This window comes from Neisseria sp. HMSC066H01 (assembly GCF_001837375.1).
Lineage (GTDB): Bacteria > Pseudomonadota > Gammaproteobacteria > Burkholderiales > Neisseriaceae > Neisseria.
The window spans coordinates 169,561-186,646 of the sequence record NZ_KV832189.1 but is presented as its reverse complement, the minus strand read 5'-3'; the positions used below and the strand labels follow the sequence as shown (position 1 = coordinate 186,646).

Genomic DNA, 17,086 nt, shown 5'->3' with positions numbered 1-17,086 from the left:
TACTCTATCCAACTGAGCTACGGGTGCATCCTCATCACTTCGCTAGTGCGTTGTGAATCAAGAAGACCGAATAATATAGGCTTTCCTAAAACCTGTCTACTCTTTTCACGGATATTTTTTATATTTTTATTTAACTATTTGAAATTAAATAATATAAAATTAACGTAAAATCCCTACTCCTGACAAATCCTGCGCCATTTTAGCGGCGGAATTATCGGTCATGCCGCCGACAAAATCCAAAATCTTCATATAGGCCTGATACAGACTGTCTTCAGGAAGAATCGGATTGTGCTTTTTCAATAATTCCAACGCCAGAGACTGACGCGTTGCCAACTGTTTTTCAGCAATCAGGGCATAAGCGGCAGGGACAAGCAAATCCAAGATAGAGCCTAAGCATGGGAATGTTGCAATTTCGGTCAAGAGCTTGGTGTGATGGCGGAAAATCCGTGTTTGCGCCAATTCTTTTGCTTTTGCCAAAGTATTTTGCACTTGCGGGCTGCACAAGGCCAGCAAATCTTTGCCTTTGAATGTTCCGTCCAGTAAATCAGACTGATGCAGCATAAAGGTTTGCGCGACATCATCAATCGCCTTGCCGATCGCAATGCCGCGCAACATGGCGCAACGCTGACGGCTGGAGTTGGCGTGCCACGCGCTTTCTGCAAAGGTCAGTTCGGACAAAATACTTTCTACTTCCGTATCCGTGAGCAAATCCAATTCGACGGCATCTTCCAAATCCAGCAAGGCATAGCAAATATCGTCGGCGGCCTCCATCAAATAAGACAAAGGATGACGCGCCCAGCTGTCTGCTCCTGCGGAAACCAGCCCCAATTCGTCGGCAACTTGACGGATAAACGGCAACTCGGTTTGATAAATATTGAATTTTTTTCTGCCGTTCGGATGTTGTGTTGTCCACGGATACTTCAACAATGCGCCGATGGCTGCCGCAGTCAGGCGCATTCCGCCAGCCTCGGGATACATTTCAAGGCTGGCGACGATACGCAGGCTATGCGCATTACCTTCATAGGTTTGAATGTCGTTGCGTTCCGCTTCGTTTAATGTGTTCAGATAAATTTGATGTTCAGGCCGTCTGAACCAATCACGCAAAGCATCTTCGCCGGTATGGCCAAACGGCGGATTGCCCAAATCATGTGCCAAACAGGCAACCTGCACCACAGCACCAATATCGCTGGGCGTATTGCCCTGCGGCAAAAAACCGCCGTTGTGCAACATCACGCCCACGCGGTTACCCAAGCTCCTGCCCACGCTGGCTACTTCAACGCTGTGCGTCAGGCGGTTGTGCGTCAAATCGTGTTGCGCCAGCGGATGCACCTGAGTTTTACGGCCAAGGCGGCGGAAGGCTCCGGAAAAAACGACCCGGTCGTAATCGATGTGAAAATCCGTACGCAAGGCATCGGCACCTTCCTGAGTCGAAGGGGTAACGGTCGGCACGATTTCGCCGTTTTTGGGACGGAAGCGTTGGGTGGACAATAAGTTTTGCCAATTCATTCGGGTATTCATAAGCGTTTCCTAAAATGAAGCAAAGGCCGTCTGAAACATATTCAGACGGCCTTATGCTTATTTACCGCGCATCAATTCAAAGAAATCGTCATTGTTTTTAGAGTCTTTGAGTTTGCCCACCAAAAACTCGGTCGCTTCGATTTCGTCCATAGGATGCAGGAATTTGCGCAAGAGCCACATACGTTGCAACTGATCGTTCGGCACCAACAATTCTTCGCGGCGCGTACCGGATTTATTGATGCTGATGGCCGGGAACAGGCGTTTTTCTGCCATGCGGCGGTCAAGGTGCAATTCCATATTGCCCGTGCCTTTGAACTCTTCGTAAATCACGTCGTCCATGCGGCTGCCGGTTTCAACAAGCGCTGTCGCAATGATAGTGAGCGAACCGCCCTCTTCTACATTACGCGCGGCGCCGAAGAAGCGTTTCGGACGGTGCAAAGCGTTGGCATCAACACCGCCGGTCAAAATTTTGCCCGAAGTCGGCACAACGGTATTGTAGGCGCGCGCCAAACGGGTAATCGAATCCAGCAGGATGACCACGTCTTTTTTGTGTTCGACCATACGTTTGGCTTTTTCAATCACCATTTCGGCCACTTGTACATGGCGTTGCGCTGGTTCGTCAAACGTAGAGGAAACCACTTCGCCGCGTACAGAACGGCTCATCTCGGTTACTTCTTCCGGACGCTCGTCAATCAACAGGACAATCAGCTCGACATCGGGATAATTGGCGGTAATGGCGTGGGCGATGTTTTGCAACATCACGGTTTTACCGGTTTTAGGCGGCGCCACCAACAATGCACGTTGGCCTTTACCGATCGGGGAAACCAAGTCGATGGCGCGGCCGGTCAGATTCTCTTCGGCTTTGATGTCGCGCTCAAGTTTGAATTGTTCGGTTGGGAATAAAGGCGTGAGGTTTTCAAAAAGAATTTTGTGTTTGCAGACTTCGGGCGGATCGCCGTTGATGGTATCGAGGCGGACAAGCGCGAAATAGCGCTCATTGTCTTTCGGCACACGCACGCTGCCTTCGATGGTGTCGCCGGTGTGCAGATTGAAGCGGCGGATTTGCGTGGGCGAAACATAAATATCGTCAGGGCCGGCAAGATAAGAAGTATCTGCGCTGCGCAGGAAACCGAAGCCATCGGGCAGGATTTCCAGTGTACCGGAACAGGTAAAGCTGACATTCTGCTTCATCATCTGGCGGACGATGGCAAAAACGAGGTCTTGTTTGCGGAAACGGTTGGCGTTTTCAATGCCATGTTCTTCTGCCATTTCCAAGAGTTTGGAAATGTGGAGGGTTTGGAGTTCTGAAACGTGCATAGTATTGATATATTTTGGATGGTATCAGAGAGATGGCACACAGGCCGTCTGAAAGTATGAAATCGTGCCGCAGGATACGGTAGATTTTTGAGAAAGTTGAATTTTAGGCAGTTGGAGGCAGGGTGTCAAATTTTTAAATCGAACGTTGAGCCGAGACCATAATCTTACCCTGTAATAAGATTAGGGCCGGCAACAGCTTGGCAATCGCAACCCTATCGCCCAAAATCCGAGTATTTACCCAACTTCAGACGGCCTTCTGCCCGTACCGCATCAGCGTCATGCCGCCGACTGCCGCCGCGCAGCCCGCAACCAGAGAGATATGCAGCGGTTCGCCCAAAAACCACGCCGAAGACAGCACACCGAAAATCGGCACAAGCGTAATATACGCCGCCGCACTGCCTGCACCCAAAGTCTTTACGCCTTCGAAATACCACGCATAGGCCAATACCGTCGCACCGATGACCAGCCACGCCAAGGCCGTCCAACCGCGCCCATCCATTGCCGCTATCGCCTCAAACGGCATTCCGTCCGTCCACAACGCCACCACCGACAACATCAACGCACCAATAAACGACGTTGCCGTCGTTACCGTCAGCGCGTCTATCCCGCGCAAAACCGCGCGACCAATTAAGGTATAAGCCGCCCAACAGACCACGCAGCCGAAAATCAGCCACTCCCCCGCCTTGATGCCGCCCGACAATACCGTCAACGGCTGCCCTTGCGTTACCACCATAATGGCACCGCCGACCGCCAGCAGCATACCCGCCAAAATCTTCGCATTTAAACGCTCGCCGAAAAACCAAGTTGCCAATAGCAATGTCAATACTGGATTCACTGCCACGACCACCGCAGCCTTGCCTGCCGACATAGTCTGCAAACCCAGCATAAAAAACACCGCATAGCCGCACACGCCGACGGAAGCGGCTGCAGCCAAGCCCAGCCATTGCCGCGCCGACAAAGCCGCCAAAGTCGCAAACCTGCTGCGTGCAAACAACCAGCCCAACAACAAAACCGAAGCCAGTACAAACCGAACCGCCCCACCCGTCAACGGCGGCAGCGACTGCCCCAGCATCCGCCCCATCGGCCAGGACGCACCCCACAACACCGCCATTCCCAGCAGTTTCAAATGTACAGAATAACGTTCCATCTCATCCCTTTATCGACAAAGGCCGTCTGAAAACCGGATTTCACGTTTTCAGACGGCCTTCAATTTAACGACTGCAAACAGATTACTTAGGCTGCCAAGAATCTTTCAGCGTAACCGTGCGGTTAAACACCGGCATATCTTTGCTGTGGTCTTTGCGGTCGGTCACAAAATAGCCGATGCGTTCAAACTGCCAACGGCTCTCCGCCGGCAAATCTTTTGCGACAGGTTCGGCGTAGGCGGTGATTTCCTTGATGGATTCTGGATTGAGGAAATCGGTAAACGGCAGATAGTTGCCGTCTTCGCCGCGCACGGCATCGGGACGCTCGACGGTAAAGAGGCGGTCGTACAGGCGGACTTTAATTTCGGCTGCGTGTTCGGCAGACACCCAGTGAATCACGCCTTTAACTTTGCGGCCTTCGGGATTTTTGCCCAAGGTATCGTGGTCGATACTGCATTTGAGTTCAACCACATTGCCCGCTGCGTCTTTTACTACTTCATCGCATTTGATGACATAGCCATGGCGCAAACGCACTTCGCCGCCGGGAATCAGGCGTTTGAAGCCTTTAGGCGGATTTTCGGCAAAGTCGTCGGCTTCGATGTAAATGGTTTGTGAAATAGGTACTTCGCGATCGCCCATTTCCTCGTGGTTCGGATGGAATGCGGCACGGCGGCTTTGGGTTTTACCGGCTTCAAAGTTGGTCAGGGTCACTTTGAGCGGGTTCAAAACCGCCATCATGCGTGGCGCAGAGTTTTCCAACTCTTCACGAATCGCACCTTCCAACACGCTCATGTCAACGATGTTTTCAGATTTGGAAATACCGGCGCGTTTGGCAAACAGGCGCAAGCCTTCGGGCGTGTAGCCGCGGCGGCGCATACCGGAAATGGTCGGCATACGCGGATCATCCCAACCGGCAACGTGGCCGTCTGAAACCAGTTGGTTCAGCTTGCGTTTGGACGTGATGGAATACAGAAGCTCCAAACGGGAAAATTCGTATTGGCGTGGACGTGTGGCGTGCGGCGCAGGAATGTTGTCCAACACCCAGTCGTACAACGGACGGTGTGCTTCAAATTCGAGTGTACACAAGGAATGCGTGATGCCCTCGATAGCATCGGAAATGCAGTGCGTGTAGTCGTACATCGGGTAGATGCACCATTTGTCACCGGTGTTGTGGTGATGGGCGCGGCGGATGCGGTAGATGACGGGGTCGCGCATATTGATGTTGCCGGATGCCATGTCGATTTTCAGGCGCAGGGTTTTGCTGCCGTCGGGGAACTCGCCGTTTTTCATGCGTGTAAACAGGTCGAGATTCTCTTCGACGCTGCGGTCGCGGTAAGGGCTGTTTTTGCCTGCTTCGGTCAGCGTACCGCGGTATTCGCGCATTTCTTCGGGCGTCAAATCATCGACATAGGCCTTGCCGTCTTTGATTAAACCGACGGCGTAATCGTAAAGCTGGTCAAAATAATTGGAAGCAAAACGCGGTTCGCCCGCCCAATGAAAACCGAGCCACTCAACGTCTTCTTTGATGGCGTTGACGTATTCGTCGTTTTCTTTTTCGGGGTTGGTGTCATCGAAACGCAGGTTGCACAAGCCGTCATAAATATACGCCAAACCGAAGTTCAAGCAGATGGATTTGGCGTGGCCGATGTGCAGGTAGCCGTTCGGCTCGGGTGGGAAACGGGTTTGGATGGCTGTATGTTTACCGCTTTTGAGGTCTTCTTCGATAATGGTGCGGATAAAGTGGTTGTCCGCGAATTGGTCTTTATTCAACATAATATTTCTTTGATGGAAAGATGATTTTCTGTTTTCAGACGGCCCGGGCATTCAATCAGGCCGTCTGAAAGGAATGGAATGATGGCTCAATTGTACCCGACTTGGCTACTTTGATACAGGGTCGGCAACCTGCCACGCCACGCCGCGCTCGTTTAGGGTTTTCTGCATGGCGGCGGATGGTGTACGGTCGGTAAATAGCTTATCAAATGCGCCAATATCGCCCAGTCTGACCAGGGCATTGCTGTTGAACTTGCTGTGGTCGACGCCGAGATAGCGCACGCGGGCATTGTTCACCATCGCCTGCATGACGCTGACTTCCTTGTAATCGTCATCCAAAAGCGAGCCGTCGTTTTCTATGCCGTGGGTACTCATGATGGCATAGTCGACTTTGAATTGGTTGATGAAATCGACGGTCGCCACACCCGTAATGCCGCCATCCAAGGGGCGGACCACGCCAGAAGCGATGATGACTGTGTAATCGGTACGCGCCGCAGTGATGGAAGCGGCGTAGATATTGTTGGTGATAATTCGCAGGTTTTTACGCTGTCTGACCAACTCGGCGGCGACGGCTTCCATGGTTGTGCCGATGCTGATAAAGAGCGAGGCATTGTCGGGAATGGTGGAAGCAATCAGCCGGGCAATGGCGTTTTTTTCCTGCTGCTGATGGTTGCGCCGCTCCTGCCCTGCCGTTACGACTGAAACGTCGCCCAAAGACGCGCCGCCGTGATAGCGTTTGAGCTGTCCGGTTTCGCTCAATTCCTGCACATCGCGGCGTATGGTTTGCGGCGTTACATCCAAATTCGCCGCCAGCTCTTCCACCGTCATGAAGTTATGTTCGCGGATAAGGGTGAGGATATGTTCGTGTCTCTGGATTTTGGGTTTCATGGCGTTTTGCTTTGCAGGGATAAACCAATGGCCGTCTGAATATTTCAGACGGCCTTTTTATTGTCAAACCGATTACATTTCGAGTTTCTGTTCCAAGCGTTCGATGCACGCGCTCAAGTGGCGACGCATGACTTTGGTCACACGGTTGCGCTTGCCGGCCACCAATAAATCGAGGATTTCACGGTGTTCATGGTGCGAATTAGAATTGATGGTGCGCTTTTCTTTGCGAAGCGGATCGGAAACGGCCACAATCAGTGAAGAACGTGCGCACAAGGTATTCATGATTTCAAACAGGACGTCGTTGTCCAACAGCCGCGCCAATTCGACATGGAAGGCATTGGACAGGCGGTTCCAACCCACGCGGTCGCCGCTCTCGGAGGCTGCGGCCTCTTGCTCAATCATGGCGTAAAGCGGTTGCAGGCGCGTTTCCAAATCAGGCATATCGATGAGGACGCTCAAAATCATGCTTTCCATTTCGATACGCGTGTTGAACACGTCTTTCATTTCTTTCAAGTCCGGCACATGGACAAATGCACCGCGGTTGGGCTGCAGATCGACGATTTTATCGTGCGCCAAAAGTGACAATGCACCACGCACGGTATTGCGCGAGCAAACCATTTGTCGGCAAAGCTCGGACTCGGTCAGTTTTTTGCCCGGCAACAGCAGATGGTCGGTAATCCCGTCCAAAATCAATGCGTACACGCGGAAAAGCTCGGAATCGTGACGCTCTTCCAAAATAAGCGATGAAGTTGCAGGCGCAACGTTGGTATTATTTTCGTAATCCATAATGTTTCCCCAGTATTTGTGTTGAGGCGCAATGGCTTGCAGACCTGCATATTTCAGGGTTGGTTAAAATATAATTAAAAATTGTTGACAATGTTAAACGAAACTTGCACAATGAGGTCAACAAGCCAAGTTATAAAGGCTGATAGAGAGAGAGAAAAAGGAATAAAAAGCAAGCAGATATATTCATGTTAATGCGTGAATATATCTGCTTTTTTTGTGGGCAGCCGTCTCACGCTCCGGCTTTTTCCTTGAAAACCGCCCTATTCTGCTTCGACGATTTCGAAGCTGTGGCTCATTTTTGCCGCTTTGCCCAGCATAATCGATGCGGAGCAATATTTTTCGGCAGACATCTGTACGGCGCGTTCAATCGCGCTTTCTTGCAAACCCCGGCCATACACTTTGAAGTGGATATGGATTTCGGTAAACACGCGTGGCGCGGTGTCGGCGCGTTTGGCAGTCACTTCGGCACGGCAGTCGGTGATTTTTTGGCGTTGTTTCTCGGCAATCATCACCACATCGATGCTGGAACAGCCTGCCACGCCCAACAACAGCATTTCCATCGGGCTGGGGCCGCGCTTGACTTCGCCTTCAGCCGCCGCACCTTCCATCACAACGCTGTGTCCGTTTGCTGTTGTACCGACGAAGCACATTCCGTCTATCCATTTTGAGGTAACTTGCATGGTGTCTTTTTTATCCGTAAAAGCATTAATCCGATATTGTAAACAATTTCAAGTGATAAACCTAGTCAGGCCGTCTGAAAAATACAATCAATTACAATTGGCCTAAACGCATTATTCGTCCCGATACGCCCAATGATTGACCGGCCCGTGCCCTGCCCCGATGCCCAAAGGGTGGGAAATGGCGGCGGCAATATAGTTTTTTGCCGTTTGAACCGCCTCGGACACGCTAAACCCTTTTGCCAGCTCGGCAGTAATGCAGGCCGAAAACGTGCAGCCTGTGCCATGCGTATGCGGCGTTGGAAAACGTTTACTATTCAGCTCGATGGTTTCGTATGGCGTAAACAGCCAGTCGGTGCAATATTCGCTTTGGCTGTCGGCAAGATGGCCACCTTTAATCACTACATTTTTCACACCCCAATCCTGAAGAATTTTGGCGGCGCGTTCCGCATCTTGGCGGTTTTCAATATTAATACCCGTCAAGGCCTGCGCTTCGGGCAGATTTGGGGTCAAGACGTCCGTATGCGGCAGCAGCAGGCGTTTCATGGCTTCGACGGCTGAATTTTCCAACAACGGCGCACCGCCTTTGGCAATCATGACCGGGTCCAACACGCGTTTGCCGAAATCGCATTCGGCGGTTTGTTCCGCTACGCATTCGATGATTTCCGCCGTACCCAGCATGCCGATTTTATAGGCGCGGATTTGAAAATCTTCCTGAATCGCGGCAATTTGCGCGGCAATCATGTCAGTCGGTATCGGATGCACTGCCGATACGCCCAAAGTATTTTGTGCGGTAACCGCGGTCAGTACGCTGGTGCCGAACACGCCGCGCATCTGAAACGTCTTCAAATCCGCCTGTATACCTGCACCGCCGCCGGAATCGGAGCCGGCAATCGTCAGCGTTTGAATAAAAAGTTCGTCCATCGTATCCTCCTGTTTTTCAGACGGCCTTTTGCTTATCGTTGTTGAAAGCCGTTTGGTTTTATCCGCAAACAAAGTCATGCGCCGTCTATCTTTCCGAAAGCCTTATTTGTTGTTTTACCCAAAACAAACGTACGTTCTCGGGCGGAATATCTTAACAAACAAAAGGCCATCTGAAAACTATTTTCATTTTCAGACGGCCTGTTCAATGTTAAACCTATTCAGGCTTATTCTTCGTATGCGTCAATCGGCAAGCAGGAGCAAACCAGATTGCGGTCACCATAGACCTCATCCAAACGTTTCACGCTCGGCCAGAATTTGTGTTCGCGGACGAACGGCAACGGGAAGACGGCTTCTTCGCGGGAATACGGGTGCGCCCATTCGCCGGTTACGTCGGCGGCGGTGTGAGGGGCGTTAACCAGCGGATTGTCGTCTTTCGGCCATTCGCCGCGCTCGACTTTCAGCACTTCCTGTTTGATTTGTTTCAGGGCGGCGATGAAGCGGTCGAGTTCGGCTTTGCTTTCGCTCTCGGTCGGCTCGATCATCAGCGTACCGGCAACAGGGAAGGAAACCGTCGGCGCGTGGAAGCCATAGTCCATCAGGCGTTTGGCGATGTCAGTTTCGGTGATGCCGCTCTCGGCTTTGAGCGGACGCAAATCGACAATACATTCGTGCGCGACGCGGCCGTTTTTGCCTGCATACAGAATCGGATAGTCTTCGCCCAGGCGTTTGGCGACATAGTTGGCGTTGAGCAATGCCCAGCGCGTTGCCTGTTCCATGCCTTGTTTGCCCATCATGGTCAGGTACATCCAAGTAATCGGCAGGATGGACGCAGAACCGAAGGCCGCAGCAGCAACGGCGGTTTGGTCGGCACTGGCGCTGTGGGTATCGGTCAAGGCGTGTCCCGGTGCAAACGGAGCGAGGTGGGCTTTCAAACCGATAGGGCCGACGCCCGGACCGCCGCCGCCGTGAGGGATACAGAAGGTTTTGTGCAGGTTCATGTGCAACACGTCCGCACCGACTTCGGCAGGCTGCATGATGCCGATTTGGGCGTTGAGGTTGGCGCCGTCCATGTAAACCTGTCCGCCGTTTTCATGGATGATGCGGCAGATGTCGCGGATGCCTTCTTCGTACACGCCGTGGGTGGACGGGTAGGTAATCATGATGGCGGACAAAGCGTCGCGGTGTTGCTCGGCTTTGGCTTTCAAATCGTCGATGTTGACGTTGCCGTGTTCGTCGGTATCGACAACGACGACTTTTAAACCGAGCATGGCGGCGGTGGCGGGGTTGGTGCCGTGGGCGGATTTGGGAATCAGGCAGATGTTGCGGTGTCCCTCGCCGTTGGCTTCTTGATAGCGGCGGATGGACAGCATGCCGCTATATTCGCCCTGTGCGCCGGAGTTGGGCTGGAAGGAAATCGCGTCAAAGCCGGTAATGGCTTTCAGGCTGTTTTCCATGTCGGTCAAGAGTTCGCGGTAGCCTGCGGCCTGGTCTTTGGGCGCGTAGGGGTGGATGTCGGTGAACTCTGCCCAGGTAATCGGCAACATTTCCGCAGTCGCATTGAGCTTCATGGTGCAGCTACCGAGCGAAATCATAGTGCGGTTCATCGCCAAATCGCGGTCTTCGAGTTTTTTCAGGTAGCGCAACATTTCGTGTTCGGTGTGGTAACGGTTGAACACGGGATGTTGCAGAATATCGTCTTGACGCAGCAACTCGGCATTCAGACGACCTTTGACGTCATCGGCAAATGTAGCCGTATCCTTGCCGGTAAACGCGCGGTACAAATCGGTTAAATCTTCGCGTGTCGAAGTTTCATGGAAGGCTGCCGCAACTTGAGTATCGCTCACGCGGCGCAGGTTGTAGCCCGATTCCAAAGCAGCGGCGAACACTTGGTCTGCTTTCTCTTTGCTGCCGAAATCAACGGTAACGGTATCGAAGAAGACTTTATAAACCACATTCAGGCCGTCTGAAACCAGCGCATCGACAAAGGCAGAAGCCAGCGCGTGAATACGGTTGGCAATGCGTTTCACGCCTTCGGGGCCGTGGTAAACGGCGTACATGCCGGCCAAGTTCGCCAGCAATGCCTGCGCGGTACAAATATTGGATGTCGCTTTTTCGCGGCGGATGTGTTGCTCGCGGGTGGACAAAGCCATGCGTAAGGCAGGTTTGCCCGATGCGTCTTTGGATACGCCGATGATGCGGCCGGGGGCGGAGCGTTTGAACTCGTCTTTAAACGCGAAATAAGCGGCGTGCGGCCCGCCGAAGCCCATCGGCACGCCGAAGCGTTGGGTGTTGCCCAATGCAATGTCCGCGCCCAATTCGGCAGGCGATTTCAGCAAAACCAAGCTCATGATGTCGGCAGCAACGGCGACAATCGTGCCTTTGGTTTTCAGACGACCGATAACGTCCTGCAAGTCTTGCACGTCGCCGTCTTTGCCGACGTATTGGAACAGCGCGCCAAAGTATTCGCCTTCATCCGCTTGGGCAAAATCGCCGACCACCAGTTCAAATCCGAAATATTTGGCGCGGGTTTTCATCACGTCCAAAGTTTGCGGATACACGCGCTCGTCCACAAAGAAACGCTCGGATTTCACTTTGCCCACGCGGTGCGCCATCGCCATCGCTTCAGCGGCGGCAGTCGCCTCGTCCAGCAAAGACGCGCCTGCCACAGGGAAACCGGTCAAATCGATACACACTTGTTGGAAGTTCAGCAACGCTTCCAAACGACCCTGCGCGATTTCTGCCTGATACGGCGTGTAGGCGGTGTACCAGCCCGGATTTTCCAATACGTTGCGCAAAATCACGTTCGGCACGCGGGTCGGATAATAGCCCAAGCCGATATAGGATTTGTTGATCACGTTTTTCGACGCAATACCTTTCAATTTCGCCAACGCGTCCGCCTCGGTCAGGGCTTCGGGCAGGTCGAGTTCGGACGACATACGGATGCTTTGCGGCACGGTGTTGCCGACAAAATCGTCCATACTCTTCTCACCGAGTGCTTCCAAAAGCGCAGCCTCGTCGCCAAAGCTCAAATGACGCGCGGCAAATTCGTTCGGGTTGAATAATTCAGATAGTTTCATTTCTACTCCTTTTTTGTTATCGGTATCAAAACCGCTTTTTCTTTCAGATGTTGTTTCAGACGGCCTCCGCCCACTTCGGACGACATGCCAATATTTTCCTATAAACCGGACAGGTTTCCACATGCGCGCCGGGCAGGTAGCCGGTACTCATCAGAAATTCGCCGACGATTTCGCCGCCGACAAATTTGAAATGTTTTTTAAACAGCTTCACCCATTCAGCCTTGTCGAGCGGATGGTGTGCATCCAGCCAGTTTTTGAATGAGCCGTATTCTTGCTGTATTTGTTTGATTTGTCGCGCGTTATAAATGGCTGCGTTGATTTTCAGGCGGTTGCGGACGATGCCTGCATCGGCAAGCAGCCGCTCAATATCGGCTTCGTCAAATGCGGCAACCGTATCAATGTCGAAACCTTTAAATGCCGTCTGAAATGCCTGCTGCTTCTTCAGCATCAGCGTCCAGCTCAATCCTGCCTGATTGATTTCCAACACCAGCCGCTCAAACAATTCATTGTCGTCCTCAATCGGAAAACCGTATTGCGTGTCGTGATAATGTTTATTGGGGTTGTCCGTATCGTCGGGTAGCGTGGCGACAAATTCGCAGTAATTCATGTTTATTGAGGAAAATTGAAACAAAGGCCGTCTGAAAGTATTTTTCAGACGACCTAAGACCTGCACTATCAAACAGGTGCAAAACCTGTTTGGATGTTTGCAAAAATCAAGCTACTTCGCCTGCGTATTGTTCGGCAGTCAGCAAACCGTCGTAATCGGCAGGGTTGGCAGGTTTGATTTTGAAGAACCAGCCTGCGCCGTAAGGGTCGCTGTTGGCAGTTTCCGGCGCGCTTGGCAAATCTTCGTTGACGGCAACGACTTCGCCTGCAATCGGCGCGTACACGTCGGACGCTGCTTTCACAGACTCAACCACACCGGCTTGTTCTTCGGCAGCCAGGTTTGCACCGACTTCAGGCAGCTCGACAAACACGATGTCGCCCAACAGCTCTTGCGCGTGATGGGTAATGCCGACAGTGACGGTACCGTCTTCTTCAAGGCGCAGCCATTCGTGGCTGGCAACGTATTTCAGTTCGGCTGGGATGTTGCTCATGGTTTGATTCTCCATTGATAGGGGTTATTTTCAGACGGCCTCTGCACAGCTTAGCGTGTACAGATACCTCGTGCGATTAATTCTTCTAAGCGTCCGTAATGGACGGCAATCATATTGTTTTTATCTTGTTCCAATTTCTGCTTTTGGGTGGAAGGAAGTTTAGGGGATGCAGAATAATCCAAATATGCTTCGTTTATCTTGCGCTTGTTACTTGCCATAATGCCGCTTGCGCGGAATACAACGATTCCTTGTTTGGAATTCATATTGTCTGCAATGGCAACCTTCAGGCCTTTGCTGCGGTAATCTGCACAAATACTCGTAACAGCCGATACTTTATCGACTTCAACTGTTCCCGCATAACGGCTGAACGCAAACAGGGTAAATGATTTCGCTTGCGACAACGATTTCAGGTCGGAAGCACGGCTTCTACCCTTGTTATCTTGCACGGCAATACTCAAATCATCATTCATGCGGATAATATCAAGAGCATATTCCCCGTCTATCGTTACCTCACCGGCAATCTTTCCATTGCCGCCAACGGTTTTCATAAATGTTGCAGTATGGGATTTTCCTTCTGTATCGAAAAACATCAATCCGCGCTCACCGGCAGACGAAGCGCAAGCCGATAACATAAATACCAACAATAAATTGCAGAAGGTTGCTTTCATAGGAAATAACAATTCCTTAAAACCTGCTTTCAGGTGGCCCTTAATAAATAAAGGCCGTCTGAACCGATATTAATCAAACTGTTTTTGACCGTTGCGCACAAACGGCAGCTTCAATACGCGTACGTCCACTTCCTTGCCGCGAATCAGCACTTTGGCGGTATCGCCGTCAAAATCTTTCGGCACGCGGGCGATGGCGATGGATTGTTTCAGGCTGGGCGAGAATACGCCGCTGGTGGTTTCGCCTTTGCCTTTGTCGGTCAACACTTCCATATGCGCGCGCAGGATGCCGCCTTTGTCGAGCAGCAAACCGACTTGTTTGACGGCAACGCCTTTTTCTTTCAATGCCAGCAAGGCGGCTTTGCCGACGAAATCGCGGCTTTCGTCTTTCAAATCAACGGTCCAACCCATACCTGCTTCGAGCGGGCTGGTATTGTCGTCCATATCGTTGCCGTAGAGGTTCATGCCGGCTTCCATGCGCAGGGTGTCGCGTGCGCCGAGGCCGCAGGGCTGTACGCCGGCTTGTTGCAGGGCTTTGAAGAATGCGACGGCTTCGGTGCCGGGCAGGATGACTTCGACGCCGTCTTCGCCGGTATAGCCGGTGCGGGCGACAAACCAGTCGTTGCCCAAGTCTGCACCTTGGAACGGTTTGAGATTATTGACGACATCCGCCCATTCGGGTTTGACGGTCAGGAGTTTTTCAATGGCTTTAGGACCCTGTACGGCGAGCATACCGAGGTCGTAGCGCGGATTGAAGGCAACGCCGAACTCTTGTCCGATTTTATGGAATTGAGCCGTGTCTTTTTCGCGGGTCGCGCCGTTGGACACGATGCGGTATTGGGTTTCGGCTTCGTTGGTGCGGTAAACGATCAAGTCGTCAATCACGCCGCCGTTGTCGTTGAGCAGCGCGGAATAAAGGGCCTTGCCGACGAAGGCGAGTTTGGCAACGTCGTTGGCAATCAGTTTGCGGAAAAAGGCTTTGGCATTAGCGCCTGCTACGTCGGTAACAAGCATGTGTGATACGTCGAACATACCGGCGTCGGTGCGCACGGCTTCGTGTTCGGCGATTTGTGAACCATAATGGATGGGCAGCTCCCAGCCGGCAAAATCGACCAGCTTCGCGCCTGCATCTTGATGGGCTTGATAAAACGGGGTGGTTTTCAGGGCAGTCATTCTCAAGTTTCTCCGGATTTATTGTTCAGATGCCGCCCGCGCACCTATGCGCGGATGACCCTATCTGTCCTTGAACCTGAGATTTTCGGCCGTATCCGCTGGATGGCAAACCAGTCTGCTCACTGCTTTGCGCGGTTGTCTGAATGGTGGTTCAGACGGCCTTCTCCCCTTCGGTGGGCGTTATTCAAACGCCGCTCTCCAGATTGTTTGTTTCAATGTGCAGTCCCTGATACCTGAGCGATTTAAGGGTGTCTGCGCCTTCGGTGGCTACATGTAGTTGGGTGTAGCTCTCTCCTGCACATGCTCCGATTATGGCTTGAATCGGCGGTTTGGGCAAGTGGCCGACGAATATTTATGATGTGAATATTCATCTTTTTATCAAAACGGCCGACCGCAAACCTTTGCGAAATTGCCGGATATGCGGCAAACATTTTTTCAAAAGTCTCAGGCCGTCTGAAGCCCTTACCCGTTTTTCCTATATAATTCTGTTTTTTCGATTTATCCGCGCCTACCATGAACCGCCTCAAACGCATCAAAACCATCCTCTGCACGCTCTACCGCTACCGCCTCGCCGAGCTGATTGCCTCGCTGGTCCGTCCGGGCTGGGCGCGGACTTTCCTCAATATGCTGCCGCAGTCGTCCAAGTTCAAACACGAGACGCCTGCCGTGCGCCTGCGTTTGGCGTTGGAAAGCCTGGGGCCGATTTTCATCAAATTCGGGCAGGTATTGTCCACGCGCCCCGATTTGATTCCGCATGATTACGCGGTCGAACTGGCCAGGTTGCAAGACAAAGTGCCGCCGTTTGATGCGCAGCTTTCACGCTCGCAAATCGAAAAATCGCTAGGTCAATCCATCGACATTTTATACGCGGAATTTGAAACCGAGCCTGTCGCCAGCGCGTCCATCGCCCAGGTACACAAAGCCCGCCTACATTCGGGCGAACAGGTCGCAGTGAAAGTCTTGCGCCCCAACCTTTTGCCCGTTATCGAACAGGATTTGTCGCTGATGCGCTTTGGTGCAGGCTGGGTGGAGCGTTTGTTTTCAGACGGCAAGCGTTTGAAGCCGCGCGAAGTGGTGGCCGAATTTGACAAATACCTGCACGACGAATTGGACTTGATGCGCGAAGCCGCCAATGCCAGCCAGCTCGGACGCAATTTTCAAAACAGCGATATGCTGATTGTGCCGAAGGTGTTTTACGACTACTGCACCAGCGACGTACTGACCATCGAATGGATGGACGGTACACCGGTATCCGATATCGCCAAACTCAAAGCAGACGGCATCGATTTGCACAAACTTGCCGATTACGGCGTGGAAATCTTCTTCACGCAAGTTTTCCGTGACGGCTTTTTCCATGCGGATATGCACCCCGGCAATATTCTGGTCGCCGCCGACAACCGCTACATCGCCCTCGATTTCGGCATCGTCGGTACGCTGACCGATTACGACAAACGTTATCTTGCCATCAACTTCCTCGCCTTCTTCAACCGCGATTACCACCGCGTCGCCACCGCCCACATCGAATCGGGCTGGGTGCCTGCCGACACACGTGCGGAAGAATTGGAAGCGGCTGTCCGCGCCGTATGCGAGCCTGTGTTCAATAAACCGATTTCGCAGATTTCCTTCGGCTTGGTGCTGATGCGCCTGTTTGAAGTCAGCCGCCGCTTCAATGTCGAAATCCAACCGCAGCTGGTATTGCTGCAAAAAACGCTGCTCAACATCGAAGGCTTGGGCCGCCAGCTTGATCCTGATTTGGACTTGTGGAAAACCGCCAAACCGTTTTTGGTGCGCTGGATGAACGAACAGGTCGGCCCCAAAGCCCTTTGGCGTAACCTCAAAAACGAAGCCCCCGACTGGGCGCAAATTATCCCTTCCCTGCCGCGCAAAATCAGTGCTCTGGTTGATGAAAACCGCCAACAGGAAATGCGCGATGCCTATGTACATTTGGTCAAAGTGCAGCAACGCCAAAGCCTGTGGCTGGGTGTGATTGCGGTTGTTTTACTGCTGATTTTGCTGTTTAAGTAAGCCGTAATACAGCTTTAAACGACA

Annotated in this window: 14 protein-coding genes and 1 riboswitch; of the genes, 1 reads left to right on the top strand and 13 read right to left on the bottom strand. The window is 52.3% G+C overall.

What is annotated here, in order from left to right:
• Nucleotides 1-159: 159 nt before the first annotated feature.
• From HMPREF2551_RS01100 to gcvT, 13 genes are all read right to left on the bottom strand, one after another.
• Nucleotides 160-1,518: a deoxyguanosinetriphosphate triphosphohydrolase gene (locus tag HMPREF2551_RS01100; protein WP_070836824.1), complete on the bottom strand. Its 1,359-nt coding sequence runs from the start codon at nucleotides 1,516-1,518 to the stop codon at nucleotides 160-162.
• 57 nt (nucleotides 1,519-1,575) lie between these two features.
• Entirely contained in the window at nucleotides 1,576-2,835 is a 1,260-nt protein-coding gene (gene rho, locus HMPREF2551_RS01095) for a transcription termination factor Rho (protein WP_003748836.1), read from the bottom strand.
• Between the two features lie 244 nt (nucleotides 2,836-3,079).
• Nucleotides 3,080-3,982: a DMT family transporter gene (locus HMPREF2551_RS01090; protein WP_070836823.1), complete on the bottom strand. Its 903-nt coding sequence runs from the start codon at nucleotides 3,980-3,982 to the stop codon at nucleotides 3,080-3,082.
• Nucleotides 3,983-4,064: 82 nt separating this feature from the next.
• Nucleotides 4,065-5,753, bottom strand: coding sequence for a glutamine--tRNA ligase/YqeY domain fusion protein (locus HMPREF2551_RS01085; RefSeq protein WP_070713528.1), 1,689 nt, complete (start codon nucleotides 5,751-5,753; stop codon nucleotides 4,065-4,067).
• A gap of 105 nt (nucleotides 5,754-5,858) precedes the next feature.
• The gene (locus HMPREF2551_RS01080) at nucleotides 5,859-6,638 is read right to left on the bottom strand and encodes a DeoR/GlpR family DNA-binding transcription regulator (RefSeq protein ID WP_070836822.1); all 780 of its coding nucleotides are present in this window, start codon (nucleotides 6,636-6,638) and stop codon (nucleotides 5,859-5,861) included.
• Between the two features lie 72 nt (nucleotides 6,639-6,710).
• Entirely contained in the window at nucleotides 6,711-7,424 is a 714-nt protein-coding gene (locus HMPREF2551_RS01075) for a GntR family transcriptional regulator (protein WP_049348122.1), read from the bottom strand.
• A gap of 260 nt (nucleotides 7,425-7,684) precedes the next feature.
• On the bottom strand, nucleotides 7,685-8,104 hold the full coding sequence (locus tag HMPREF2551_RS01070; RefSeq protein WP_003748849.1) for an OsmC family protein: 420 nt from the start codon (nucleotides 8,102-8,104) through the stop codon (nucleotides 7,685-7,687).
• A gap of 111 nt (nucleotides 8,105-8,215) precedes the next feature.
• A complete protein-coding gene (thiD, locus tag HMPREF2551_RS01065) occupies nucleotides 8,216-9,025 on the bottom strand; it encodes a bifunctional hydroxymethylpyrimidine kinase/phosphomethylpyrimidine kinase (protein ID WP_049328565.1) in 810 nt (269 codons plus the stop codon).
• A gap of 224 nt (nucleotides 9,026-9,249) precedes the next feature.
• Entirely contained in the window at nucleotides 9,250-12,102 is a 2,853-nt protein-coding gene (gcvP, locus tag HMPREF2551_RS01060) for an aminomethyl-transferring glycine dehydrogenase (RefSeq protein ID WP_070836821.1), read from the bottom strand.
• Nucleotides 12,103-12,157: 55 nt separating this feature from the next.
• On the bottom strand, nucleotides 12,158-12,709 hold the full coding sequence (locus tag HMPREF2551_RS01055) for a DNA-3-methyladenine glycosylase I (RefSeq protein WP_070836820.1): 552 nt from the start codon (nucleotides 12,707-12,709) through the stop codon (nucleotides 12,158-12,160).
• A gap of 106 nt (nucleotides 12,710-12,815) precedes the next feature.
• A complete protein-coding gene (gene gcvH, locus HMPREF2551_RS01050) occupies nucleotides 12,816-13,214 on the bottom strand; it encodes a glycine cleavage system protein GcvH (protein WP_049348117.1) in 399 nt (132 codons plus the stop codon).
• A 35-nt stretch (nucleotides 13,215-13,249) separates the two neighbouring features.
• Nucleotides 13,250-13,789: a hypothetical protein gene (locus tag HMPREF2551_RS01045; RefSeq protein WP_143128501.1), complete on the bottom strand. Its 540-nt coding sequence runs from the start codon at nucleotides 13,787-13,789 to the stop codon at nucleotides 13,250-13,252.
• Between the two features lie 147 nt (nucleotides 13,790-13,936).
• Entirely contained in the window at nucleotides 13,937-15,037 is a 1,101-nt protein-coding gene (gene gcvT / locus HMPREF2551_RS01040) for a glycine cleavage system aminomethyltransferase GcvT (RefSeq protein WP_070836818.1), read from the bottom strand.
• 210 nt (nucleotides 15,038-15,247) lie between these two features.
• A riboswitch (glycine riboswitch) is annotated at nucleotides 15,248-15,344 on the bottom strand.
• 206 nt (nucleotides 15,345-15,550) lie between these two features.
• On the opposite strand from gcvT, the gene ubiB reads away from it, so the two are divergent.
• Complete coding sequence (gene ubiB / locus HMPREF2551_RS01035; RefSeq protein WP_070836817.1) at nucleotides 15,551-17,062, top strand: ubiquinone biosynthesis regulatory protein kinase UbiB; 1,512 nt, start codon at nucleotides 15,551-15,553, stop codon at nucleotides 17,060-17,062.
• Nucleotides 17,063-17,086: the final 24 nt, after the last annotated feature.